This is a genomic window from Psychrobacter sp. Cmf 22.2, from assembly GCF_001921745.1.
Classification (GTDB): Bacteria; Pseudomonadota; Gammaproteobacteria; order Pseudomonadales; family Moraxellaceae; genus Psychrobacter.
In genome coordinates, this window is record NZ_MRYA01000001.1 from 211,802 (window position 1) to 238,746 (window position 26,945).

A 26,945-nucleotide genomic window follows, 5' to 3' on the forward strand; every position below is an offset into this window, starting at 1 on the left:
TAAAAGTATAGGGGCAAATGCGGCTATGGCTCAAACTGTCAATGGAACAACTGACTTGATGAGTGATGATGCCCGTCGCCCAAGATCTAACTTACAAATACCTGCATGGTTAAAGTATTTTTTTACGGCACTCGTAATAGGACTGTTGTTGTTAATACTACTTATGGGTGGTAAAGCATTACGTGATGCACCGCCAGCTGCTATCCATGTTGATACACAAGATTTGTCTATTGCTCAACATCAAGCATTGCAACAAACCATGAACCAGCAAGCAGTAAGCAGTTTTTTTACGACTGATTTGCAGGCGTTACGAGATATTGCAATGGGTCTTGCGTGGGTCGATGAAATTAGTGTGACCCGAGACTGGCAACGCGGTATTGTTATCACTGCATTGCCCAAACAAGCAGTAGCTAATTTTGGGACAGAGCGCTTGGTTGATGCAAAAGGTGCAGTATTCGTGCCAGCTGATAACGAAGAGTTGACTAGGTCACGGTTTGCTACATTGCAAGGTGAAATAGGTCAAGCGTCCGTTATTATGCAACAAATGCAACAAATAAATGACTGGTATGTTCCGCTTGATATGCGAGTAGAAGATATTATTTTAACACCTCGAATGACATGGCTGATACGTTTTAACGATGGTCTACGTGTCATTGTTGATAATGAGAATACTGCACAAAAGCTGCTTAATTTGAGTCAGCTTTTGAATAATCAATTGGCTGATCGTCGCGAAGATATGCAATCAATAGATTTACGCTATAAGAATGGTTTTACAATAGCGTGGAAGGCAAATGAGCCGTGAGTAGAGTCGTCGACGAACCAGCCTGTAACATAGAGTTTGCATCTTACAGTCCGGTCATATAAGTAAGGTGGTTGCGCAATTTTTGTACTATAAATGATGGAATAAATCATATAGTACTGTTCTAGTGATTTAATAGAGACAGCCGATAGTCTTCTATTTAGCGATAATTTGTTTGGTAACATGAAAAATACTGAAAATCTGGTTGTTGTCCATCTAAGTGCCACTGCAGTTTATGTGGTGATTGGTAGCGTTGTGTCTGCAAAAGACATACGTATCATGGGTGTTGGACAAGTCAAAAATAGTGATTTTTATCAAGGCCAAATCAAACACCGCGAACGCTTACAAGGTGCAATTAAACAAGCCATTCAAGATGCTGAAGATATGGCGAATTGTCGTGTGCATAGTGTATGGTTGACACTCGCTACACCTGAATTGTCTAGTAAAAATAGCATTGGTAGTGTTGCGGTCGAAGAAGAGATGGTTCGCGCAAGAGATATGGTACAAGCATTGTCTAATGCCAAATCACAAGATCTGCCATCCGATTACTATTTAATGCATTGTTGTCAGCAAGGTATCTACATCGATGAACAAGATACAATGGTTGATGATGCTATCGAGATGATCGCAAAAGATATTACCGTCATGTATCACATGATGATGATGCCAGTCTCTAGCCGTCAAAATATACAAAAGCTATTGCAGGGCTGTGATGTCGGTATCGATCATATTGTTTTTGATGCAGTAACAAGTGCCGAATATAGCCTAATGAGCGAAGAGCGACAGCAAGGTGTTTGCTTAGTAGACATAGGTGCAAGTACTACTAGTATTTGTGTATACAAAGAGAATAAGCTCATTTTTACTCATTGTATAGCCAGTGGTAGTCATGAAGTAACCATGGATATCTCAGCAGATATCGGTATTTCTATGATAGAAGCTGAGAAGCTCAAAAAATCACATGGTACAGTCGACATACATAGTATGGATCCAAGCTCGTTTTTTATCTTCAAACCGCAAGGTTCAGGTGACGAGGTCAATGTCAGTCTTTATAATCTAGCTCGTATTGTTGAAGCACGCTATATACAGATATTCACTGAAGTTATTCGACAGCTTCATGAAGCAGAGCTTTTAGGATATATTGACCGAGGGATTGTACTTAACGGTGGTGGTAGTACTATTAAAGGTATGATACCTTTTGCTAAAAGGCTGCTAAAAATGCCTGTGGTATTATCTAATACTCATCCTGCTATTACTGCCTATAACCATTTTGACAATGAAGAGTCATTCAAGCAGCTAAGTATGCAAGTAAACAATCGTGCTTATCAAACGGCATTTGGCACTTTGCTTTATAGCCAAAGCGAACAGTTTCGCCATAGCGAACAAAGTGAGCCTGATGCTATTAAACAAGGTCGCCTAAAAGGGACGTTTCAAAGTGTCGGTCAACGTTTTACCAGCGTCCTAAAAAAAATACTTTAAGAATTTAAAATGAAGTATTTTAAAACATAAGTATTTCTAAATGGGCTTGTTGGGCGCTACTGCAAGTCAACGTTTGATACATTTGTTTTAGGAATATTGTAGTACTGCAATACCATATTATTAGCGTAACATGTTTAAATAGAGGTTTAATACACATTTATTAAAACTCAACTTTATTATTTTATTTGTAAGTATTTATATATAGTAAGTCGATAGTACTTTATGCGAGTGCGTTGTCACGTATCGACCATCACGCTATCTGCAACTGGAGAATCTTTTTTATGTCAAAATACACCATGCCAGATGATAACCAGCATCAAAGCAACGGCCAAGCTCGTTTTACCGTATTCGGTGTGGGCGGCGGTGGCGGCAATGCAGTAGAACATATGGTACAGCAAGGTATCAAAGGTGTGACGTTTATCTGCGCCAATACTGATAGACAAGCTCTTGATCGCTTGACCGTACCGCACAAACTGCAACTTGGTGCTAAAAGTAACCGTGGTCTAGGAGCAGGTGCCAATCCAGAAGTCGGACGCGAAGCGGCAGAAAGCGAAGAAGAAGCAATTCGAACGTTGCTTGAAAACTCAGATATGGTATTTATTACGGCCGGTATGGGCGGTGGTACTGGTACAGGTGCCGCGCCTGTCATCGCTCGTATTGCTAAAGAAATGGAAGTATTGACAGTTGCTGTAGTTACGACACCATTTAAGTTTGAAGGCGGTAAGCGTAATAAATCTGCTAAAGCAGGGATTGAGCAACTAACTAACTTCGTTGATTCTATCATTACTATTCCTAATGATAAGCTTATGAGTGTGTACGGCAATATTTCAATGAAAGATGCATTCAAAAAAGCAGATGACGTATTATTGCATGCGGTACAAGGCATTGCCGAAACTATTGCTCGTTCAGGTCTGGTGAATATTGACTTCAATGATATTCGCACTGCAATGACTGCTAAAGGTCACGCGATGATGGGTGTCGGGCGTGCTAGTGGTGATGACCGTGCGCGTCAAGCAACTGAAAAAGCAATCAAGTCACCATTGTTAGATGATTTATGCTTAGAAAATGCCAAAGGCTTACTAGTCAACGTTATTTCTTCTGAAACTTTATCACTAGACGAATTTAGTCAAATCAGTGAAATTGTTGAAGGCATTACAGATACTGATGAAGCTAATATCTTCTACGGTTCAGTAGTCGATGAAGAAATGGGCGATGACTTACATGTTACTGTGATAGCGACAGGTCTGACCTTGGATGAAAAAATGGAGAAAGTGCCTAAAGCTCAACAGCCTGTACCTTCAGTCACTAGTACACAATCAGTAGATCCAAATTTACATACCAGTGCATTAAATAGTCAAAAGCATTCGCAAAATCAGACGTATCAAGATAGTGGTGTACGCTCTGCGCCTGCACAAGAGCAACCGCAGACTAAAACCAATAGCATTCAAGATTATCTAAAACGTCAGCAGAATAAATAGGTTATTCTAAGTTAATGTTATTCTAAGTTACTATAATATTAACACAATGTGTATTTTTGCGATTGTCTTTCGGTTTATAAAGTATGAATGAATGACTAGTAACGTGATAAACACAAAAAAACCAGCACAATGGCGCTGGTTTTTTTGTGTCGGTTTTTAGGAAAAAGAACATATACTTCCTTTTTTTAAGAATCTAAACTAATTATAAGTAGTCTTATAATTATTTTATATTGCTTACTATATAGCTATTTATTATATAAATCATAGGTATAAGTAAATTACAGGCTATAGCTATAGCGAATTGAGCCTAGCTAATGTTACACTATGGCAATTGTAACAAAATATGTGAGAAAGCAGCCATGAATCAACGAACCATAGAAAAAGCTATAGCTATTACAGGTATCGGATTGCATAGTGGTGAGCCTGTTGATTTAGAATTTCATCCGCAACCTATTAACACTGGAGTAATTTTTGAGCGTACTGACATCGTTGGTAGTGCGCCAATACCAGCCAGTGCTTTTTTAGTACAAGATACTATGATGTCATCAAATCTTGTCTTTGGTGAAGCGCGTGTTGGTACGGTGGAGCATTTACTAAGCGCGATAGCAGGACTTGGTATAGACAATTTACTAATAAGAGTATCGGCGAGCGAAATACCGATTATGGATGGTAGTGCCTCGCCTTTCGTAGGTCTATTATTGCAAGCAGGCTTTATTGAGCAAGATGCGCTAAAAAAGTTCTTGAGAATTGCCAAACCTGTACGTGTAGAAGTTGATGACAAATGGGTAGAACTGCGTCCATATGAAGGGTACGAGTTAAACTTTGAGATTGATTTTGATCATCCAGCGTTTGATAAAGACTTTCAACATGCGCAATTGGTTTTTTCAACACAAAATTTTATTGAGCAGCTAAGTGAAGCCCGTACCTTTGGCTTTTTGCAAGATATTGAAGCACTAAGGCAAAATAACCTAGCGTTGGGCGGAAGTATGGACAATGCGATTGTTATTGATGATGCTCGTATTCTAAATGCTGAGGGGCTACGGTTTGCTGATGAGTTTGTTCGTCACAAAATATTGGATGCTCTAGGAGATTTATATTTAATTGGCTATCCTATTATCGGACGTTTTAATGCTTATAAGTCAGGACATGCTTTGAACAATATGTTAGTCCGAGAGATTTTGTCAGATGAAACTAACTTTGAAATTGTAACATTTGATGACAACGTAACTTGTCCTCTTGAGTATTTACCATTAACAGGCTTAATAGTTGAAGGGTAAACACAGGATGATACATGAAGTATCGCAACACTTACGTAAGATTACATGATTTGAGCATAATTATGCTTATATTATAACCACTTTAGTGAATATACAGTTTTATATTATTTAATTGAGTGGCTGAAGCCTAGAGAATACAAAAGCTCAAGATTTTATAAAAATCATTTGCCAGCTAAAATCCTTAATAGGGTTCTAACTGATAGATGATTTTTTTTGTTTATGGGATTACAACAACCCAGCGTTGACTACCTGTTTTTCTATTTTTATTTACATAAGTTTACATTGTAATAGAAGTATTTTTACTCATTTATCAGTCGTAAAAGGGCTTTTTTGAGGTTTTTATCTGTGGTGACATGTTTTGCAGCCTGTGCTATAGTCCGCTTTGTGTTTTGGCTAAGAGCCTGATTTTTACCGATTTTATAGTAGTTAAGGTTTTTCATTGTTGATGATAATTTTTGTTCATATAACGGATTATCTGAACTGGCTTTTGAAACTATGACCCTAATTTTTTTAAGTTGTTTAAATGTAATCGATTGTTCTGTCAACACTTGTAAATATGCACTTTGTAAATAACGAATATGATTGGCTGCAGTAGCTGAGCCTACACTTAGCGTTAATTGCTCTGAGTTCAAACCAACGACCCAGCAGTGAGCAAGTATTTCTTCAGGCAGACAGTCAATTAGAAGTGTTTTTAATTCATGAGTCAACTGTGTATAAAGCTGCATATCATCAGCTAAAGATTGAGGCAGGGCACTACCAGCAAATGCCTGATGATCAATAAGTTTTGCAAGCTGATTAGGCTGTTTTTTTGACATCGTATTTACTCATCCATTGGGTGATAAAGGCCGATATATAAATTGAGTATGCTGAATTTTATCATGGTTACTTAATGATACGTCTTCTAAATTAATTAATGTTTTGTCATGGATGACAAGCAATCTTGTATTAACAATAGGTAGTAAATTTATGAAACAAGCTTTATTAATTTTGTCAGTATTGGGAATGGGTTTAGCACAAACGAGTGGTGCTGCCGAAACCACCTTTCAGCCAAATAATACCTTGAGTCATACCATCACAAATATTTCAGTTTCTCAGAATTACGGCTCTAGTCGTAATATCTATAGCACTAACAGTGGTGCGCATGTTTTTAGTAATGACGAAATTAGTCAAGCTATTGACAACTTAAGTGCCCATGCTAAACAGAAAGAATATGAATTAGCATCATTAACCAGTCGCTTATCTTATGAGCGTCAGCAGCAAGCAAGCAGTAGAATACCAGACAGTAATTCAGCTCCTGCTATTGCAGCAGCTCGTGCATCAAGAGTTGCTCTTTCTAGAAGCTCTGGTTATTGTGCCCGCTACGTGCGTAAAGCTTTACAATCAGCTGGTTATGAGTTTACTCCAAACCCTTCAGCTTATCAGTACGCCTCTCGCGGCACACTTGCCAATGCAGGTTTTACTAAAATTAGTAACGATATGCCACCTCAAGTCGGCGACGTCGTAGTCTATGACCGTAGCTCAAAACGTCCGCATGGTCATATACAGATTTTTGATGGTTCAGGTTGGGTATCTGATTTCCGCCAGAACAGTATTAGCCCTTATAGTGGTGTACATAGCTATACCACATGGCGTGATTCGCGTTATGTTGACGATGCATCGGATCGTGGTATCTACCTAGCTATGGCTGACAAATAGAAAATAAGTAGGCTGTTTAACTTATAACTTTAGTGTTTTCTCCTCACTCAGTAATGCTCTTTACGACATTGCTGAGTTTTTTTATTTTTATGATGGTTCAAACACCAAATCTATCTGCTATTAACCGATTAAACAGCCCAACCATGGACTAAGAGTTAATTTATATGGCAAGAATTATTTAGTGAGTGCAGCTTGCAAATCTAGTGGTGTCCAGTATCGACGTTGATGAAAATCAGGCGGAGTAGCGTGAGCAGAAGCAAAGTATAGGTTTGTTTCACAAAACTGTAGAATGACACATGGATGTATTAGCTTTATACCAGTATCATCAGACAAGTAGCAATTATCACTGTCTAGTGAGAGCTGATCTAAAGAGACTCCAAAACAGCGTTGATACTGATATTTTGATGTAAATCTAGTAGAGCTTAAATCTACAGAATGGTTTGCAAGTATAGGGTGGGGTTTTAGGCTGTTTACCTGTTCTACCTGTTGGTTTGAGAGGCTCTTTGCCCAGGTGATTTTCGCCTTTGTAGTGCCATCTGCTTGCGATAATGGTAAGGGAGGATATGTCGATGGCGTACGATAATCATCAAATTTATAAAGAGCATACTGTCCATTTGGACTGGCGTTGATTTCTATATAGTTAGTTGTTTCATCGGCAACTTTACTACTCACAAAACATTCAAGACAAGTGCGCTGCCACAGGTAGTCGGTAAAACAGACTCGTGATTGTTGCCATACTGGCCAATCCAGTTTTGCAGCTAGCATAGCGGATGGCAGATGGATTTGATAACTTAACCAAAGTTTTCGTTCGGATAGCACAAGTGAAGCTTTTACGCTAATGCGTATGTTTTGTAGCTCCTCAATACACACACCGATTTGTTCTGCATCGGCCGATAATGTCTCAGTTGCCAATCGTAAGGTAAATAGCTGGCTCATAGTGGCTGTTTCTTAATAAAATGACCTAACAAAAACTAATAATATAGAGTTGATAAAATGAAGGGTAAAATAAAAGCCACGAGCTATGATGCAACGCAGCTTCTATGATTTTGATGATTCTCTAGATCTATTTGATATGGTACATAAATATGAGTTATTGAGCGTGGCGTGCTAAGTTTGACAGCTTAGGATTCGCATTTGGATTCTGACGTAGTAACAACGCCATACGACCAATCATATGAATCACATTAGCTTTGGCAGTGGTTGCAAGCTCAGTAGCGACTACATCGCGGTCATGTTTACTGCCAGCTGGTAGTTTCACCTTAATAAGTTCATGATCGGTTAAAGCGCGGTCAATCTCTTCAGTGATAGCAGGAGTAATGCCATTATTACCGATCATAACAATAGGTTTGAGCTCATGACCAATACCTTTTAGGCGTTTAATCGTAGCGTTATCAAGTTGCATAGTATTCCTAAATTGTAGTAAAAACAAAAAACAGTTCTAAAATGGTTGAATTGCCATAATGAGTCATAATAAATAAGAAGCAATGTTATCTAAAAGGTATGACTAAAACCATATTATTAAAAAGTTAATATCTATTATAAATAATCTATGACCATCTTGCATGATATCAGGGCCATTTTGCACGATTTTACGTGATGAAAATGTTAAACTGTATAACTTGTAGCATTATAAACGCTGATGAATTATAAAGCTGCTAAATCGTTAATAATGCCCTTAAATTTATTCGAAAAAATAAAATTGTTTTTAAGAATCATTGTCGAATGAATTTATCTGCATAATATGTTCATTACTAAGTTAAATAGTAAGGATTTAGTCAGTCGTTTATTGAACAGTCGCTACATCATAAAGTAATAGGAGCAGGTATTTTGGCCACGCGCATTGAAAATAAAGGTTTATCAAAAAGTAGCCGTGCTTGGATGAAAGAACATATTGATGATCATTATGTAAAAAGAGCACAAAAGGATGGTTATCGTGCGCGTGCTGCTTATAAGCTGCTTGAGATCAATGAAAAAGCTAAGCTGATATCTTCTGGAATGACAGTAGTAGATTTGGGTAGTGCACCTGGTAGTTGGTCACAAGTGGCCAGTCAATTGGTCGGTGACAGCGGGACATTAATCGCTTCTGATATCTTGCCTATGGACGCTTTGGCAGATGTAACCTTTATTCAAGGGGATTTTAGAGAAGCGGATGTTTTTGACAAAATTATGACTGAGGTCGGTGATAGGCAAGTAAATGTGGTATTGTCTGATATGGCGCCTAATACAGCAGGTAACAGTGCTGTCGATCAACCACGAATGATATATTTATGTGAGCTTGCAGTAGACTTTGCTTTAGAGACCTTACCTGAAGGTGGCGCGCTTATTATGAAAGTGTTTCAAGGTGAGGGGTCACAAGAATTACGCAAGCAGATGCAGACTAAATTTAGTAAGATTCGTAGTATCAAACCTGCAGCATCAAGACCACGGTCTAAAGAGATGTTTTGGATAGCAATAAAATAACTTGCTATTTCAATAGGTTGTACCCAATAAATAGTTTATTATTAGTTTTATAGAATACGCCATATCTCGTGTAAAACCGCTACAATTGCTAACTGAATAAACGCAGCTTTTGCTTGAATTGTGCAGGTTAAAACCATATATCATGATATATTAGCTTTGTTTTGTTTCAAATGTTTCAAGCAAAGTCGTCTAATAAATGATGATAAGTTTATATTACATTTTTATATAGGCGTTACGTGTCTAGTAAACACACCAATAAGTAAGGGATGGGAATAACTAGTGAGCGACATGGTAAAAAATACCTTATTGTGGCTGGTGGTAATCGGCGTTTTGGTACTGGTGTTTAGCGGCTTTGATCAATCATCTGAGCCAGATAACCTTAACTACTCTGAGTTTGTGACTGCAGTGTCCGAAAACCAAGTAGCCAGTGTTGAGATCGACGGTGAGCAAATCATCGGCGAAAAGAAAAATGGTTCATCTTTTGAGACCATTAGGCCAGCTGTGACTGATGAGCAGTTGATGCCTCTATTACGTGAAAACCAAGTCGAAGTCCAAGGGACTGCGCCTAAACGTCAAAGCGTGCTGATGCAATTGCTAATAGCCAGTTTCCCAATCTTATTGATTATTGGTTTATTTTTGTTTTTTATGCGCAATATGCAAGGCGGTGCTGGCGGTAAAGGCGGTGGGCCGATGAGCTTTGGTAAGTCTAAAGCTAAGATGCTGACTGAAGATCAAATCAAGGTTAACTTTGAAGATGTAGCTGGTTGTGAAGAAGCCAAGGAAGAAGTTGTTGAAGTCGTCGATTTCTTACGTGATCCCGATAAATTTACTAAGCTTGGCGCAACCATTCCACGTGGTATCTTAATGGTAGGTCCACCTGGTACAGGTAAAACACTATTGGCAAGAGCCATTGCTGGCGAAGCCAAAGTGCCTTTCTTCTCAATCTCAGGCTCTGATTTTGTAGAAATGTTCGTCGGTGTTGGTGCGTCTCGTGTCCGTGATATGTTTGAACAAGCGAAGAAGAGTGCGCCATGTATTATCTTTATCGATGAGATTGATGCTGTTGGACGTCATCGTGGCTCTGGTATGGGCGGCGGTAATGACGAGCGTGAGCAAACGCTTAACCAGTTGTTGGTTGAGATGGATGGTTTTGAAGGTAATGAAGGCGTTATCGTCATTGCAGCGACTAACCGTGCAGACGTACTCGACAAAGCTTTATTACGTCCGGGTCGTTTTGATCGTCAAGTACAAGTAGGCTTGCCAGATATCAAAGGTCGCGAGCAAATCTTGAAAGTGCATTTGAAAAAACTGCCCAATACAGTAGCGGTCGATGCAAATGCCCTTGCTCGCGGTACACCTGGATTTAGCGGTGCACAATTGGCTAACCTTGTGAACGAAGCAGCGTTGTTTGCAGCTCGTCGCAACAAAACTAGCGTCGATATGAACGATTTTGAAGATGCCAAAGACAAGCTGTACATGGGTCCTGAGCGTAAATCTATGGTTATTCGTGAAGAAGAGCGTCGCGCGACTGCCTATCATGAGTCAGGTCATGCCTTAGTTGCAGAGCTACTTCCCGGTACTGATCCTGTACATAAGGTCACCATCATGCCGCGTGGATTTGCACTTGGGGTAACATGGCAGCTGCCTGAGCATGATCAGACCAGTATGTATAAGTCAAAAATGCTTAACGACATCGCTATTTTATTTGGTGGTCGTATTGCAGAAGAAGTATTTATCAATCAGATGTCGACAGGTGCTTCAAACGACTTCGAACGTGCCACCAAAATGGCTCGTGCAATGGTCACTAAGTATGGTATGTCGGATGCACTTGGTGTCATGGTGTACGAAGATGACGACAGTTCACAAGGCTATTTTGGTTCTAGCAGCCGTACTATCTCAGAAGCCACACAACAAAAGGTAGATGAAGAAGTACGTCGTATGTTGGAAGAGCAGTATGACATTGCCCGTGAGCTGATTGAAGGCAACCAAGATAAGATGCATGCGATGGTCGATGCGTTGATGAAATGGGAAACGATTGATCGTGATCAGTTGCAAGATATTCTAGCAGGTGAAGAGCCGCGTCCGCCTAAGGTTTATCAGCCTGGCGTCAATCTAGGTAAAGGTAATGCTAAGCCTACGGGTTTAACGCCACCTCCGTTACCAGCAATGTAAGCTGAAATTGAGATGTTAGCTATTATAAAAAAGCCCTTTTCACAAAGGGCTTTTTTAGTGGTTTAAAATTGTTGATGCTAATTGCTGGTACTATAGTTCATAGCTATTCCATTAGTTTTTGTGTTTGTTCTACTATTAGATATAATTGGGATATCTTATATTACAGAATATATTGTTTATATAATCATTGATGGATGAGTTATGTCATTATTTGACCCTTTACCAGCTTATACGCTATCTGGACCTACTAAAGATCTAGATTTATCTCAGCCCCATATCATGGGTATTTTGAACGTAACGCCTGACTCATTTTCAGATGGAGGGCAGTTCAATGCTATTGATAAAGCTGTTGAACATTGTCAGCATATGCTTGAATCAGGAGCAACTATCATTGATATAGGAGGCGAATCTACTCGTCCGAATGCTGACTCTGTGGCTACTACTGAAGAAGTACAGCGTGTAGTACCAGTCGTTAAAGCCATACGACAACAACTTGGCGGAGAAGCTTGGTTATCGATTGATACTAGTAATCCTATAGTTATACAAGCGGCTGTTGAAGCAGGCGCAGATATTTGGAATGATGTACGTGCCTTAAAACGTGAAGGTGCAGTCGCAATGGCGGCCAAACTTGATATACCAGTAATGCTTATGCACATGCGTGGTGAGCCAACGACGATGAGTAGTTTGGCCCATTATGACGACGTAGTCAGTGAAGTAAAGGCTGAGTTGACGGCTCGTATCGATGAGGTGATAGCTCTCGGCGTTAAGCATGATAAGATGATTATCGACCCCGGCTTTGGCTTCGCTAAAAACTACGAACATCACTGTGCATTATTGACCCAGCTTGAGAGCTTAAAAGCGCTTGGATTGCCGCTAATGTTTGGCGTGTCGCGTAAGCGTTTTTTAGCTGAAGTATTGGCCAATAGTGGCCTTGATCAGCTTGCGACGACTAAAGCCCCTGAGCGCGATACAGTAGGAGTTGCGGCCGGTTTATTTGCGCTACAGCAAGGGGCGTGTATTATTCGTACGCATAATGTTCCTATGATGCAGCAAGCGGTAGCATTATGGAATCAATTATCCGCTTATGAGCAAAACAAGGTCTAATGTCAGTAATGATTATTCTATAATGCTACAACGTATTTTTATTTAGATTTATCCTTAGTGAGATCAAATTTATGACAGCAACGAGTCAACCAGAACCAACCAATGAGCAGCGCCGGATTATTTATCAAGCACGACGCGGCCTAAAAGAGTTAGATTTTTATATCGATCCTTACGTAAAAGAGCTTTACTTAACAGCAGATCCTGCTGAACAAGAAGCTTTTGCAAACATGCTCACTTATGAAGATCCTGATCTATTAGATTATTTTACCAATCAGGCGCGTCCAGATGATGAGGCTATATGGACACTGGTTAAAAAAATTAAAACGTGGCGTCATGAAAAAGACTTGTCATAACCGCTTGGTTTTTACCGATGCTTGATTCTACCGCGGTACAAGTACCTGTAGATACGTTACGTATTGATACTGCCATTAGATATGGCAGTCGACTTCGTGCGTTGATATATACTGGGTTGGCAATCTCGATCGTCTTGTTATCTTGGTTTGCCAAACTGTCATTGTGGCAGTATGTTTTAATGCTGATTGTAAGTGCAGCAGTGATAAGTTATTTGGCCTTATCGAGGCCAATACTACTACATTTAAGTCAGCCTCCTTTACATAAGCATGTAAGTAAAGAATGGCAGTTGCTTATGCGTACTGGCCGCGGTGATGAGTTATGGCGAGCTGATCTCCAAAGTGTTCATCGTTATCAATGGTTGTTAAATTTTGAATTTGTTACTACTGAACCTTTTAAACGTTCTTTGAGCATTACTATCTATCGTGATCAAGTCAGCTTTGATCATTGGCAACAATTAAATATTTTAGCCACTATAGTAGGCAAAAAACTGAATTGAGGCTAAATTTTAAAACTAATATCGCTTTATAAATTTTGTAGTGACCCTTCTTATGTCACGCTTGATAGCTATCTTACGAAGTACCACGTGTGATAACAAAATACCTATCCTGATGGTTAAAACGGTTTGTTATATTAGCTAACAAGACAGCTCATACTGTTAATAGCTATGATGTCATGTACGACAATACGATTAAAATAAGGAGAGGACAATATTATGAGTTTATTAGGGAACTTAATTACACAAGTTGCTAGTAGTGCAATGGACCCAGAAGATTCCAAACGTAATCCGGTCAATCAAAACATTAATCCACGCCGCACGGGTGGTCTCGGTGATATTTTGGGTGGCGTATTAACAGGTAGTCGCAATCAGACACGTGAGTATAATCCGCAGCGATATGACACTCAGTCAGATAATGGTTTGGGTTTAGATGATATTTTAGGAGGCTTGACTGGCGGTGGACAACGCGGTGGTATGAGCTCTGGTACAGGTGGACTGGGTGATATCCTAGGGGGTGTACTGGGCGGACAGCGTACGAGAAGTGGTTTTGGTGGCAAAGGCATGTTAGTCGCCGCTCTTATGCCTATGGTGCTTAGCTGGATACAACGAAACGGTGGCCTTAGCGGTGCATTGTCTAAAATTACAGGTATGGGTTATGACAAGCAAGCGCGCTCTTGGATGAGCAATCATGAATTGAATGACAACTTAGACCCCAATGACGTTAGTCGCTTGTTTGACGAAAGCGAAATTCAGCAAGTTGCTGCGCATACTGGGGCCAATCAATCAGAAGTGCGTCAAGGGTTGGCTGAGTTGTTGCCAGAAGTCGTTAATCAATTGACGCCACATGGTAACCTAGATAACGAAACAGAAGCCAATCAAGAAATCGACCAGATTGTGAGTCAATTATCCAGTCGTCTTGGAGCGTTGAAATAAGTGAGCATTCTTTAATTTTACTATAATGAATGCAGCCAAAAAAAAGAGTACGTTTAATCACGTGCTCTTTTTTTGGCTATTTTCAATTCAAATAATGAGTTGACTACAAAAGCCAGTTAAAAGCGTTCGTCTAGTGTTTCTGGTGTATAGTTAAGAGCAGCAAAGCATACATCGGCTTTAAACCCGCGATACTGTAAAAACCGTAATTGTCGTGCTTTATCTTTTTGCTCAGTAGGGATGTCGTTACCGTATTTTTTGGTACGAGCTACTACTGCAAGCTTTAGCCAGTCAACACCTTCGACCAAATTATCTGGATCATCATCTACAAACTCACTAAACTCATCAGTCTCTGTATTAGCCATATCAATAAGCTCATCAATATTGCTTGGCATCTCAACTTTTTTGCGATAAAACTCCTGTTTAATACGACCACGACCACGACCTTTACGAATGCTTTCTCGAATCAGCATCAAGGTCGTACGATAATCACTTTGATAGCCTTTTTCCTCAAATTCATCGAGTAAAGTATCAACCTTATCGGGATCTTGCTCTTTATCCAAAAGTTTTTGTTTTAACTCAGCTTTGCCATATTCGCGGCGTGAAAGATAGTAAAATGCCAACCAGCGTAAACGACTTTCAGCTTTAATAGCGTCAATATCTGCTTGTCGCTGCTCAGGCGTGCGTAGATAGGCTTTTAGCGCGGATGGTAAATTATCTGTTTGACTATCTACTGCGCTGTCTTCGTTTGGTTTTGTGACGTCGTCATCATTATGATTAATTGTAGCGTCACTAATGTGATCTACAGCTGATTTTGCTCCTATATCAGACTTGTCGCCTATATTTGTTTCATGGACATTGTTTTTAACCTCTGCCAGTATCTCTTTAATACTTTGCGCTTTAGGTGGTTGATAGGTAGGTACAGTGTTAGGTTCAGGCTCAAAGCTAGCCGCTGGATGAAAGCGCTTCTTACGTTTTTTGGATTTAGTCTTAGCGGAGTGGTCATGAGAAGAGGGCGGAGAAGTATGACTAAGGTTATCAGAATTATCAAACGTCTCATCACCTTGTAAAGAAGGCTTAGGAGCGAATTTTTCAAATTTGGATTTAACGACAGAGTTCTTTTTTTTGGCAGGCTTTTTAGATAGATATTTTTGAGTGGCCGTTTTTGGCTTTAAGGCAGGAGTACTAGCTGAATCGGCTTCCGACTCAGCTAGAATTTCAGCTAATGTTTTAATATTCATAACTATTGATCAGTTAAAAAATAAAAGGAAAAATGCAGCCTTTATTGAACTGGCGCTGCGTCTGAGTCTTCATCCATATTGTCCGCATCTGGTGTCTCATTATTGTCAACAGCACCAAGTTTTTCAGCACGAATCTTCGCTTCAATGGCTTGAGCAATTTCAGGATTTTCTTTCAAAAAGATAACTGAGTTTGCCTTACCTTGACCGATTTTTTCATCCCCATAGCTATACCACGCACCAGCTTTACCGACAGCACCAACTTCAACACCTAGATCAATGACTTCAGCTAAATGATTGGTACCTTCACCATAGGTGATTTCAAACTCAGCCTGACGGAATGGAGGCGCCATTTTGTTTTTAATGACTTTAACACGAGTCTGATTACCGATGATTTCATCTCCGTTTTTAACCGCACCAATACGGCGAATATCCATACGTACTGAAGCATAAAACTTGAGAGCGTTACCACCAGTCGTGGTCTCAGGGCTACCAAACATAACACCAATTTTCATACGAATTTGGTTAATAAACACTACCATACAGTTGGAGCGCTTGGCATTACCAGTAATCTTACGCAAAGCCTGACTCATCAAACGTGCTTGCAGACCCATGTGTGAGTCTCCCATCTCGCCCTCAATCTCTGCACGCGGTGTCAAAGCAGCGACGGAATCAACGACGATCATATCAACCGCACCTGAACGTACCAACATATCAGTAATTTCAAGCGCTTGCTCGCCATTATCAGGCTGAGAAACTAATAGGTCGTCAGTGTTTACTCCCAGCCTGCGCGCATAGACAGGATCAAGGGCATGCTCTGCATCAATAAAAGCACAAGTACCACCTTGCTTTTGACACTCTGCAATTGCTTGTAGCGTCATAGTGGTTTTACCTGAGCTCTCTGGACCATAAATCTCAATAATACGCCCTTTGGGTAGTCCACCAATTCCAAGGGCAATATCTAACCCTAATGAGCCAGTTGATACAACGTCTACATCAAGCGCTGCCGAATCATCACCTAGATGCATGATGGTATTTTTGCCAAACTGCTTTTCAATTTGACCAAGTGCTGCTTTTAGTGCTTTGGCTTTATTGTCGTCCATAATGGAGTCCTTGTCATAAGTTGTCATAAAAGAGTAATTTGAAAATATAGCGGGTAAGTATGGGAGGTATTCTGTTAAATCGGCTGTCTCAACTTACCTTTAACATCATGGTTGTATAGATAAACGTGATATAAATATTTTATCTCACTATACAGTAAAAAATACCGATAATAAAAGTAGAATAAAGTTTAGAACAAAAGGGTTGGTAGGTGTGTGATTTGATGAAGTGATTATAACAAAATATAGGTGCGACATCATGATATGAAAGGTATCAAACGACAACAGCTGTCGTGTGATATAAAAGGAGATTTAACTGCTCAAATGGGTAGAAAGTCTTACCGTTATTATGATAGATTAAACTCACTAACAACAGAAGATGTCAATAAAAATATTGAGTTGTCCACAGAAAAAAATAGGCTTCAGAGTCGATTTTGTGAAACATTAATTCGTAATTAGAAAAATTTAAATTAATTTATAAAAAGTTATTTTTACTTTCACTTGAATATAAGTTATTGATTTAGATAGACATTTAAATTGTATAAAAATTAACCAATTTTACTTAAACCATTAGTTTATCAAGTCAAAAACGTGTCAAGTAGTCACTTATCCACATACTTATCCACAGGGAATGGGGAAAACTCTGCAATCCCTTATGCTATCAATGTTTGCGCTAATGTTAAAAGTCATTTATCCATTCTAGTCCTTTTTATTAGGGATGTTTTAGATGAAAATTGCCTTGATTCTTCTTCTTTTTTTGTCCATGTTTCACATTACTGAAAAGTACAGTATCCATGATAAACGCAGTCTTGAGCTGTCAAAAATCTAAAATAGTAAAAGAGTTTTTCATTAAAAAAGTTAACCAAAAATAGCAAGGGTTTTTATCTTTATTTTTAGAGTAAAGCCGCATTCTAGAGCCAAGCAAAGAGTAAGTAAGTCGATTAGTATGGTCTTGGTTAAACGCAAAAACAAAATTGGTATTAGAATCAGTTATATAGTCTCATAAAAAAGCGGCTAAGTTAATTAGCCGCTGTATATAAACCTTCAAAGAAAATATAAGAGTCTAGTCCTTAATATATATTAAATCCCATACGCCATGACCACGCTCTAGGCCGCGACGTTCGAACTTGGTCATTGGACGAAAGTCAGGACGTGCCGTAAAATTGCCCTTACCAGCTTGGTTACTAAGTCCAGCGAAATTATCTAAAACATCGACCATCCAAAATGCATAATGCTCCCAATCGGTCGCCGTATGGAACCAGCCACCTTGCGTTAAGCTACGAGTGACAATAGTCATGCGCTCAGGACTAACGAAGCGGCGCTTATAATGACGCTTTTTTTGCCATGGATCAGGGAAGTAAAGCTGGATACGGTCAATGTGGTTTTCTGGCAGCTGCTTTAGTAGCTGAATGGCATCACCATTGATGATTTTAACATTGGTTAAGTTCTGCGTACCGGCCATATAAGCACATTTGCCAATACCAGGCTCGTGCACTTCAACGCCAACAAAGTTACGTGCAGGATCGGCTGCTGCCATCTCAATGAACGAATCACCCAGACCAAAACCGATTTCTAGAGTGAGTGGAGCGTCACTACCATTAGGCGTGTCACTAAATAACGAGCGCAGATCGTTTATGTCTTTAAGATTGCCATCACCAAAACTGTTATTGACCAAATACTGAGCAAATTTTGGATCAGTTAGAGCCAGCTCAGCATTTTTATTCATGTGTGTACGGCGTTTCATAAACGTATTGACGATACGTTTATGTTTAGTATTGGATGCGTCTGCATTAGACGTCATAGACTCATTGGTCTGTGTGTCGGTGTCAGTCGATACATCGGTATGATTCTTGATAGGACTATCAGTGTGAGAGTGTTCATTCATAAGAGCAATAGAATTCAATTAGGTAGCGAATATGAGTGTATTATAAGTTAAATACCCTTATGTGTGAACGTGCAATATCATAATGCATGATTAAATTGCCAATGACTAAACTACTTTGATTTAACATCAGGTTTACAATGGCTTATACACGCTTTAATAGTCGCTATATTAGCCTATTGACCTATACTAAAGTACATCGTATCTGGCGTTTTATTATCATATAATAAAGTTCATTTATCGACACAATAAACCACCATTTAGTGTTCTAAGTTCTAAGTTCTAAGTTCTAAGTTCTAAGTTCTAAGTTCTAAGTAATTCTAAACCTTTACCAGTCAATAGAGTTTACTGCTATGTTATTTATTGAGACGGATTCGCCACCACCGTTTTATCAAGAACAGCTAACCCCTCTTAAGCGCAAAAAATTTGATCAATGGTTTATTGGTCATCGCACACAGGGTTATTATCTCAAGCGTTTTGCGCAATTTGATCGGCAAGGGTATCTGTCACCTAAGTGGCACTGGGCTGCATTTTTTATGACTCTACCTTGGCTTTTATATCGCAAACGTTATATGGATGCGCTTGTCTACAGCGTTGCTGGCTGGTCATTTATCCAGCTTAATATTGTCATCGCACTAGTCACGTTTGAGTTTGTAGCGATGTCATATATTCCAGATGTCTATCAGATGGCAACACGTATTGGCATTGCCGCGATGATTTGGTTATTTTGGTCGTTTATGGTGGCGCGCTGGACAGATGCATATTATTACCGCATGGCGAGGCGTGAGATTGCTGATGCTATCAATGACCATCCACGTGATGAGGCGGCACAGCAAGCGCATTTACGCCGTGAGGGCGGGGTGAGCTTATTTGGTTTAGGTTTGGGTTTTGGGTTTTTTGCTTTCGCGCTTATGGTAATCAATGTGCAGTTTTTACCTATTCTTGCTAAGAAAAAAGAAAACGAGGTGTTATTTGATGCGTATGACATTACTAAAAATGCGCAGAATCGAGTCGCGCTAATCTATCAGCAAACAGGCGAGTGTCCGACCAGCTTGCCCCTTAGTACCGATGCTCAGCAGGTACGCATGCATATCACTACGCAAGTGGACGGCCTACCTGCTACTGACTGCGCAGTGATGGCAACCGTTCAAAACGTCAAGTTTCCTATACGCTACCTAAATGGTCAAACGCTAGTATTTCACCATAATCCCGAAAGCGATAGCTGGAACTGCATAAGCTCGCTTAACAAAAAACAAGCTCCCAAACGCTGCATAACTAACTAAGGTTAAGTATTTAAATATTAGGACTGCTAAAGCTGGGTTTATAACAATCGCTATGCTTTAGGATCAGTGGCAATGTCGCTTGAAGTATCATCAACAGGCGTTGCTTGTTTCTTAAGAACTTCATAAAAATCCCCTAAGTCCATCTTACGCGCTTTACCAATATCTTCATCAAACAAGCTTTCAAGCTCTGCCATTGCCGATTGTGCTGATTCAATCATCCTCGCTTCATCATCATAGATAGCTTGCTGACGTTCAATCAAGTCATCATCATAGTCGCGAAAAGTCTGAATAGTGTCGCGTGCTTTTTCAGGTGAAATACCAAGCAGCTGTAAAGACTCACGTGACATATCTAACGAAGACAAATAGGTCTCACGCCAGATATGACGTACGCCAACCTCACGTAAACGATAATAATGTTGACGGTCACGGGCGCGCGCCAATACAACCAAATCAGGATAGTTTTTGCGTAGATACTCAGCGGTGGTAATAGAGCGCTCTAAGTCGTCAACCGCGATGATAAAAATACGTGCTTTACTGATACCAGCAGCCCGTAGAATTTCGGGGTTTTTGGGATCACCATAATAGACTTGGTTACCAAATTTACGCACAAAATCCACTCGGTTTGCCGAGCGTTCAATGGCCGTAAATTCGATATTATGCATGCGTAACACGCGCCCGATAATCTGTCCGACGCGTCCAAAACCTGCAATAATGACCGGATGTTCATGATCGGGGATCGTGTCATGCTCGCGACTAGGCTTACTTTTAGCAAATAAAGGCTCACCGATTTTATCCAATAGTAAAAAGGCGAGCGGGGTGAGTGCCATAGAAATGGTCACGATTAAATTTAGCGTATTTTCCATTTCAGGCGCCAATACATTTTGGGTCGCAGCGACATTGAATAATACAAACGCAAATTCACCGCCTTGAGCTAAGGTCACACCAAGTCGGATACTGGTCGGCCAGCGATTGCCTAGTACCTTTGCAATAGTGGTAATCACAGCGAACTTGATGAACATTAACGCCACGGCACAACTAATGATAAATATAGGATGTGCCAAGATAAGCTTTATGTCAGTTAACATTCCTACTGACATAAAAAATAGACCAAGCAGTAAACCTTTAAAGGGCTCAATACTGGCTTCTAGCTCATGACGATATTCAGAATCCGCTAAGAGTACACCAGTCAAAAACGCCCCTAACGCCATTGATAAACCAATTTGTCCCATCAAAATAGACACGCCCATGACGATAAATAAGGCAACAGCAGTCAGCAGCTCTGACGCACCACTAGATGCGACAAATTTAAAAAATGGTCGAATAACATAACGGCTGGCAAGGATAAGACCACCGAAGACGGCAAAAACTTTGGCAAAATAAATCAAATCGTAGCTTTGTTCGCGCACACCTGACAAAAACGGAATCACTGCTAATAGGGGAATAACGGCAATATCTTGGAACAATAATATGGTAAACGCTTCGCGACCATGCGTACTGGAGAGCTGCTGTTTTTCAGTGAGTATCTGTAGGACAAAAGCAGTGGATGACAGTGCTAGACCAAAGCCGACGATAAAAGCAGTGTCCAAACGTAGAGAGAAAAAATGATACAAAATGACCATTAATAGCGTGCCAGTAAGCCCAACTTGCAAGCCGCCGAGGACGAATATAGAGCGCCGTAGTGCCCAAAGCCGCGATGGTTGTAGCTCAAGACCAATAATGAACAGCAGCATGACCACGCCAAACTCAGAAAAATGTAGCAAGCTTTCAGCGTCGCCTGCCACATCTAACGCGCTTGGGCCTAGTATGAGTCCTGTAATCAGATAACCGAGAACAGTAGCAATACCGAAGCGTTTACCGAGAGGGACAAAAAGCAGCGCTGCACCCAAAAATATGGTGGCTTGTAGCATCAAGTTTGGAGAGCCGGCAGCGGCAGCGAACATATAACATCCTTAGCAATCAATTCAAGAGTATAATCAAAGATATAGTACATAAAACAATACAGTCATTTTTTGCGATAAATTTTCCAAACGCCATTGTCTGCTAATGGATTGTTATAAGCATCGTTACGGCGCTTACGCGGTGTCTGTCTACTATCGACGACTTTGAAATCAGGCAACGCATGGACGATAAGACCGGTACGATAAAAGCGTACGCGCTCAGGCTCCATCATCTCACCCTTACTATCGCGGCAAAATACATAAGCACGTAGGTCAATAAACTCACGATGCGCCACCAATCTTGCCTCGTCATCGTTATCAAATACTGCTGACATGCGCACAATTTCCTCAGCACTATAATCGCCGCATTTATCAGTCAGTGCGCCGACCGAGCCAAAGCTTTTGGATTCTTTGGCTCGGGTTTTGGTCAGATGCAGGCGCTGCACATGATAAATAAACTGCGGTATCTCAAGGCTGGCTGGCAGTGGTAGGTAGTCAGGTGGTAGGTTGGCTGCTGGATAAAAAGCCATCGCACGCTCAAGCAAAGTTTGCCAACGCTGCTGGTATGCTTGGACTTCTGCTAAGTTACCTTCGTAAATAGGCATGTCGCGGATTTGACGTAAAATGTCAGGCGGAAACTGCTCGTCACGAAACTTAGCAATGTCTTCTTGCAGCGTTGATAGCAAAACCTTGGCGTGTTTTTTGCCATCTTTTGACGTAGGGTTGTCAATATAGTCTGGGGCGACAAAGGGCGCTGAGCGTCTAGACATAGGATTATATCGTCAATAAGTAGGTTAAAAAATACTAATAAGTCTGCTTACCAATGTCAATTAGTATACTAAATAGTGGTTTATTATAGTTATTATAAACACATAAACCGCTTTAAGTTTAATTTGTTTAATGATTATAGTATTACAAGCTATGATGTTAAGGCTTTTATTAGATAGATGAGATGCACTGTGATGCTAAAGTTTTTAAAGCGACAAAAACAAGATACTTGGATTGTTACTACGCTAAGAATTTCTATACGCTTTATAATTTTGGGTTTTGTCCTAGCGTTTGGATTTGTGTCGATTATGGCATCAAACATGGGCCCAGCTTATCTACCTGATGTGTGCAATGGCTGTTTAGATTTATGGATTAGAGTGACGTTGTTAGGTCTTGGGCTACTGGTTTGGGTCATGACTCTAGTTTGGTCAATTTGGCTTATATTACGTCACATTTATCGTTGTATTAGACGTAATCAATAATAGAATACGTCTATACCTTCTACAATTCTTCGATCTAACGGCTCCTAATTGATTATTCGTTACTAATGACTATGCCCAATATGACTATTACTATCTATAGGACGTTCTGAGACATTACAAACCAGTGCATCGCTATGGGTGCTGGTCTGCGGGTGCGATAAGCTTTCAACCTGAATGGTGGCATGATGAATACCAAGCGCTAACAAACCTTGTTCAAGACTAGCAATCAATACACTGGCATCCGAGATTCTCATATCCCCATCGACCATCACATGGCAAGATAGCGCATTTAGCCCGCTGGTGATGCTCCAGACATGCAGGTCATGGACTTGTTTCACTTGTGGATGGGCAAGCAGCTTATCTTCAACATCGACCAGCGATATGCCTTCTGGCGTGCCCTCCATCAAGATATGTACCGAATCACGTACAACACGATAACCGCTTACTAAGATAAGTATGGCGACAATGACAGACGCTGCTGCATCCGCCCAAACCCAACCAAACCCCATCATTAATAAGGCGGCAATAATAGCGGCAACTGATCCCAGCAGATCACTTAATACATGCAAGTAAGCGCTTTGCATATTGAGGTTGACAGGCTCTTTTGTGTCAGAACTTTTAGCTTTTACATGGTCTTCATTTGATCCATGACTGTGCGCGTGCCCATCGCCACTGCTACTACCACGATGCATCAGCCAAGCGACCAAGATATTGACTAGCATACCGATGGTCGCGACGATTAGCATACCTTGGGTGGCAATCTCTGGCGGTGAGTTAAAGCGTTTGATCGCTTCATAAAAAATCATCAAGGCGATAATCACCAGCGTCGCACCATTAACTGTGGCTACGATAATCTCAAAGCGTTTATAACCAAAAGTTTTTTGATGGGTGGCTGTTTTTTCGCCGATTTTAAATGCCATTAAGGTTGCACCAAGTGCAATGGCATCGCTTAGCATGTGACCTGCATCAGATAATAGTGCCAAACTGCCAGTTAGTAGGCCACCAATCGCCTCAATAAACATATAACCTGTAATAATCACAAAGCTAATCAGTAACGTGCGTTGATAGCCTTTGGTATCTCGCGGTGCGGTAGTTTGCTTTAAGTGTTCATCATGATCGTGAGTATCTTGATTGTCAGGAGTATAGTTACTATCGTCATTTTTATACACATCAATAGGCTTACTTGGAGGCAAGTGCTTCTTTTGCTTATGATTGGGATCTTCTTGACTCATAACGTTACTCAAATTTATTAAGATTTATAGTAAATAACTTCAAGGACTAATGATAAATCTAACATAGTCGAGTATTAGAAGCTGTAACGACGAGGTAAAAATGAAGCCAGTAAGCTATAGTCGATTCACTGTAAAAATGACATAGTGCTACTGGTATAAATTTTCCTTGCATGCTGTTATCACAGAGGCTGCGCAAAATTCATTCCAGTAGCACTCTTCAATTTATAACCATGTTATTTTGAATTGACTATACGTTTAGTAGCCTAAGAATAATAAGAGGAAACGGTGATAAGTTTGAGGTGTAAGCCTACCAGCCAATAGGATCAATATCTAAAGTCAGTTTTAGGTATTTGGCGCTGGGCAGAGCCAGTACTGGTTGCCACCAGTGACTTAATACATGGTGGAGCTGCTGGCGCTCTTTGGCGAGCAGGAGTAGCTGCGCATGGTAGCGACTGTTTTTTTTACTCATAGGTGCATCGATGGGACCTAATACTGCCAAGTTGTGGTTACTCGGCAAAATAGCGATGGCATCTTTAAGTACTTGCATGGTAGCGGCAAGGGTTTTGCCTTCACAGCGAATCAACGCGGCATGGGTGTAAGGCGGCAGTCCCATTATTTTGCGCTCTTGCAATAGCTCACGTGCAAATGATTGATAACCGTCTTTTACCAATTTTAATAATAAGTCGTTGTCGGGCTGCAATGTTTGAATCAGCACGCGTCCTGCTTTGTTGCCACGTCCTGCTCGTCCTGCTACCTGAATCATCAGCTGCGCAGTATGCTCAGGAGAGCGAAAATCCGCGGATAAAAAGCCGCGATCGGCATTGGGTAAGCATACAAGAGTGACGTTGGGAAAATGATGACCTTTGGCGACCATTTGCGTGCCAACCAATATGGCAGGATTGCCTTGATTAATACGCTGATAAATATTTTCCCAGCTGTCTTTGCGCCGTGTGGTATCGCGATCGATTTGAATAATCGGGTACAGCTCTTTGCTGGTTTGCGGATTGGCAAAAATCGCGTGCAAATTTTCGCTTAACCTTGTCGTACCTATACCTTTGGCATCCAAGTTTTGACTGCCACAATCAGGGCACACGGTTGGAATATAAGCTTGCCAGTCGCAGTGATGGCATTTTAGATATGAGCTATGTTGAGACTGACTATTATAATGAACAGTCAGATGGGCGTCGCAGCGTGGACAATCTGCTTGCCAGCCGCAAGCTTCGCATAATAAGACAGGTGCATAGCCGCGCCGGTTTAGGAACACCAATACTTGATCGCCAGCCTCTAGTGTCTGCCGTATTGCCCTAATCATGGCGTCTGTCAGCCCCGTATCGTAGCGTGCGCCATCGTCTGTCGTCTGTTGATGCGTACTTTGCAAGCGCGCATCAATAAGCTGCATGGGCGCAGGCTTGGCATTACCTGGTCGTGTTCGAAGCTGGCACTCTACCAGTTTGCCATCATCGACCAGTTTTAGATGTTCAAGAGAAGGAGTGGCGGTACCAAGTATGACTGGAATATTGTATTGTACACCGCGGTAGAGCGCGACGTCAGCGGCATGATAGCGCAAGGTATCTTGTTGTTTATACGAGCCATCATGCGCCTCGTCAACGACGATCAGCCCCAAGTTAGCAAAGGGGTAGAGCACTGCTGAGCGCGTACCAATGATGATTTGGGCGTGTCCTGTGCGGCAGTCTTGCCAGCCTTGCAGACGGTGAGTATTGTTCATACCAGAATGCAGCAACACAATATGAGCAGCAAAGCGACTGGCAAAACGGGCGCGTGTCTGCGGTGTCAAGCCAATCTCTGGCACCAAAATTAAAACCTGTTTCCCTGCCTCGAGTACCGCTTGCATGACTTGTAAATACACTTCAGTCTTACCACTGCCCGTAATGCCATTTAATAAAAAACCTGTGTAGCGCTGAGCTTGATGAGTAGCGATGATAGCGCTGACCGCCTGCTGCTGTTCTTCATTTAGATCAAGCGGCATTTTTGCTAATGTAACAGGAGACGGCGCTTGTTTTGGCTCAATATAGCGCTCAATCAGACCTTTTTCTTCTAATGTCCTTAAAAAGGCGCGCTCCATACCTTCTAATAACAGTACGTCTTCACTAGCACCGCGCGCGCCATGTAGCTTGAGCATATCAAACTGCTGCTTTTGTTTTTTTGCATTAGCATGAAAGTCATCGTCGCTTACATGCGGCAAAATCCGCCAGTGCGTAATCAGTAAGTCCAGCGGCTTGCCTTGACGCACTAGGCTTGGCAGGATAACAGCCAAAACATCACCGAGCGGGTAGTGATAATAACGCGCAAGCCAATAGGCAAGCTTTAACATACTGACATCTAAAATAGGTTCAGCATCTAGGCATTTATTGATGGGTTTAAGCTTACCGCTAGGCACACTGCTATCAGCTTCAGCGATATGAGCGATTACAATACCGATTAGGGTTTGACGACCAAATGACACCTCGACACGGCTACCAATCTGAGGCAAAGGCACGTTTGATGAGGCGTTGCTATCTGTTGATACGCTATAGTCAAATACCCGATAAAGGGGCACGGGTAGAGCAACTTGTACCAACATAAAATGCACCCCTAGCTTTTTGATATATAGCTTTTAAATTAAATTTTTAGATATGTAGCGTTTAGCTATTTAGATTATGATATTGAGAAGAAGGATGGCAATAAGCCCAAATAAACATATTTGGGCTTACTCTATGGTTATCTTTTTAAAAGCATGTTTTTTGACTTAATCATTTAAGCATTAAGTCAAAAAATATAGCAG

22 protein-coding genes are annotated in these 26,945 nt (G+C 40.8%); 12 read left to right on the forward strand and 10 right to left on the reverse strand.

Annotation, left to right across the window (positions count from 1 at the left end; all coding sequences use genetic code 11):
• Positions 1-25 precede the first annotated feature (25 nt).
• The 4 genes from BTV98_RS00915 to lpxC all read left to right on the forward strand — a co-directional run bounded on the left by BTV98_RS00915 (position 26) and on the right by lpxC (position 5,030).
• Positions 26-802 (forward strand): cell division protein FtsQ/DivIB, encoded by a 777-nt coding sequence (locus BTV98_RS00915; RefSeq protein ID WP_075102729.1) that lies wholly within the window; start codon positions 26-28, stop codon positions 800-802.
• Positions 803-982: 180 nt separating this feature from the next.
• Positions 983-2,275 carry a cell division protein FtsA gene (gene ftsA, locus BTV98_RS00920; RefSeq protein ID WP_218612934.1) on the forward strand — a complete coding sequence of 431 codons (1,293 nt, stop codon included), beginning with the start codon at positions 983-985 and terminating at the stop codon, positions 2,273-2,275.
• 281 nt (positions 2,276-2,556) lie between these two features.
• Positions 2,557-3,753: a cell division protein FtsZ gene (gene ftsZ / locus BTV98_RS00925; RefSeq protein WP_075102731.1), complete on the forward strand. Its 1,197-nt coding sequence runs from the start codon at positions 2,557-2,559 to the stop codon at positions 3,751-3,753.
• Positions 3,754-4,112: 359 nt separating this feature from the next.
• Entirely contained in the window at positions 4,113-5,030 is a 918-nt protein-coding gene (gene lpxC, locus BTV98_RS00930; RefSeq protein WP_058369388.1) for a UDP-3-O-acyl-N-acetylglucosamine deacetylase, read from the forward strand.
• A 299-nt stretch (positions 5,031-5,329) separates the two neighbouring features.
• On the opposite strand, the gene BTV98_RS00935 is transcribed toward lpxC, so the two are convergent.
• A complete protein-coding gene (locus BTV98_RS00935; RefSeq protein WP_075102732.1) occupies positions 5,330-5,845 on the reverse strand; it encodes a DciA family protein in 516 nt (171 codons plus the stop codon).
• Positions 5,846-5,996: 151 nt separating this feature from the next.
• Between BTV98_RS00935 and BTV98_RS00940 the strand changes: the two genes are divergently transcribed.
• Positions 5,997-6,725 carry a CHAP domain-containing protein gene (locus tag BTV98_RS00940; protein ID WP_058369386.1) on the forward strand — a complete coding sequence of 243 codons (729 nt, stop codon included), beginning with the start codon at positions 5,997-5,999 and terminating at the stop codon, positions 6,723-6,725.
• Between the two features lie 174 nt (positions 6,726-6,899).
• Here BTV98_RS00940 and BTV98_RS00945 read toward each other — a convergent pair whose 3' ends face one another.
• Together BTV98_RS00945 and BTV98_RS00950 are read right to left on the reverse strand one after the other, a co-directional pair.
• Complete coding sequence (locus tag BTV98_RS00945) at positions 6,900-7,661, reverse strand: hypothetical protein (protein ID WP_058369385.1); 762 nt, start codon at positions 7,659-7,661, stop codon at positions 6,900-6,902.
• 154 nt (positions 7,662-7,815) lie between these two features.
• Entirely contained in the window at positions 7,816-8,127 is a 312-nt protein-coding gene (locus BTV98_RS00950) for a YhbY family RNA-binding protein (RefSeq protein WP_075102733.1), read from the reverse strand.
• Between the two features lie 425 nt (positions 8,128-8,552).
• On the opposite strand from BTV98_RS00950, the gene BTV98_RS00955 reads away from it, so the two are divergent.
• From BTV98_RS00955 to BTV98_RS00980, 6 genes are all read left to right on the forward strand, one after another.
• Positions 8,553-9,185, forward strand: coding sequence for an RlmE family RNA methyltransferase (locus BTV98_RS00955; protein WP_058369383.1), 633 nt, complete (start codon positions 8,553-8,555; stop codon positions 9,183-9,185).
• A gap of 279 nt (positions 9,186-9,464) precedes the next feature.
• Positions 9,465-11,357 carry an ATP-dependent zinc metalloprotease FtsH gene (gene ftsH / locus BTV98_RS00960; protein WP_075102734.1) on the forward strand — a complete coding sequence of 631 codons (1,893 nt, stop codon included), beginning with the start codon at positions 9,465-9,467 and terminating at the stop codon, positions 11,355-11,357.
• A gap of 201 nt (positions 11,358-11,558) precedes the next feature.
• Complete coding sequence (folP, locus tag BTV98_RS00965) at positions 11,559-12,461, forward strand: dihydropteroate synthase (RefSeq protein WP_075102735.1); 903 nt, start codon at positions 11,559-11,561, stop codon at positions 12,459-12,461.
• A 71-nt stretch (positions 12,462-12,532) separates the two neighbouring features.
• Complete coding sequence (locus BTV98_RS00970; protein WP_075102736.1) at positions 12,533-12,814, forward strand: succinate dehydrogenase assembly factor 2; 282 nt, start codon at positions 12,533-12,535, stop codon at positions 12,812-12,814.
• Between the two features lie 17 nt (positions 12,815-12,831).
• Positions 12,832-13,311: a hypothetical protein gene (locus BTV98_RS00975; RefSeq protein WP_075102737.1), complete on the forward strand. Its 480-nt coding sequence runs from the start codon at positions 12,832-12,834 to the stop codon at positions 13,309-13,311.
• Positions 13,312-13,527: 216 nt separating this feature from the next.
• Positions 13,528-14,244, forward strand: coding sequence for a YidB family protein (locus BTV98_RS00980; RefSeq protein WP_075102738.1), 717 nt, complete (start codon positions 13,528-13,530; stop codon positions 14,242-14,244).
• Between the two features lie 116 nt (positions 14,245-14,360).
• Here BTV98_RS00980 and BTV98_RS00985 read toward each other — a convergent pair whose 3' ends face one another.
• From BTV98_RS00985 to trmB, 3 genes are all read right to left on the reverse strand, one after another.
• On the reverse strand, positions 14,361-15,482 hold the full coding sequence (locus BTV98_RS00985; protein ID WP_058369381.1) for a regulatory protein RecX: 1,122 nt from the start codon (positions 15,480-15,482) through the stop codon (positions 14,361-14,363).
• A gap of 41 nt (positions 15,483-15,523) precedes the next feature.
• Positions 15,524-16,582, reverse strand: a complete 1,059-nt coding sequence (gene recA / locus BTV98_RS00990) for a recombinase RecA (RefSeq protein ID WP_058369380.1) — start codon at positions 16,580-16,582, stop codon at positions 15,524-15,526.
• A gap of 1,060 nt (positions 16,583-17,642) precedes the next feature.
• On the reverse strand, positions 17,643-18,464 hold the full coding sequence (trmB, locus tag BTV98_RS00995) for a tRNA (guanosine(46)-N7)-methyltransferase TrmB (protein WP_058369379.1): 822 nt from the start codon (positions 18,462-18,464) through the stop codon (positions 17,643-17,645).
• Between the two features lie 350 nt (positions 18,465-18,814).
• On the opposite strand from trmB, the gene BTV98_RS01000 reads away from it, so the two are divergent.
• Positions 18,815-19,744, forward strand: a complete 930-nt coding sequence (locus BTV98_RS01000) for a DUF2628 domain-containing protein (protein ID WP_058369378.1) — start codon at positions 18,815-18,817, stop codon at positions 19,742-19,744.
• 50 nt (positions 19,745-19,794) lie between these two features.
• Here the strand turns inward: BTV98_RS01000 and BTV98_RS01005 are convergent, their stop codons facing one another.
• From BTV98_RS01005 to BTV98_RS01025, 4 genes are all read right to left on the reverse strand, one after another.
• Entirely contained in the window at positions 19,795-21,684 is a 1,890-nt protein-coding gene (locus BTV98_RS01005) for a monovalent cation:proton antiporter-2 (CPA2) family protein (RefSeq protein WP_058369377.1), read from the reverse strand.
• A gap of 62 nt (positions 21,685-21,746) precedes the next feature.
• A complete protein-coding gene (locus tag BTV98_RS01010; RefSeq protein ID WP_058369376.1) occupies positions 21,747-22,451 on the reverse strand; it encodes a hypothetical protein in 705 nt (234 codons plus the stop codon).
• Between the two features lie 542 nt (positions 22,452-22,993).
• Positions 22,994-24,163: a cation diffusion facilitator family transporter gene (locus tag BTV98_RS01020; protein ID WP_058369374.1), complete on the reverse strand. Its 1,170-nt coding sequence runs from the start codon at positions 24,161-24,163 to the stop codon at positions 22,994-22,996.
• A 307-nt stretch (positions 24,164-24,470) separates the two neighbouring features.
• A complete protein-coding gene (locus BTV98_RS01025; protein WP_075102740.1) occupies positions 24,471-26,744 on the reverse strand; it encodes a primosomal protein N' in 2,274 nt (757 codons plus the stop codon).
• Positions 26,745-26,945: the final 201 nt, after the last annotated feature.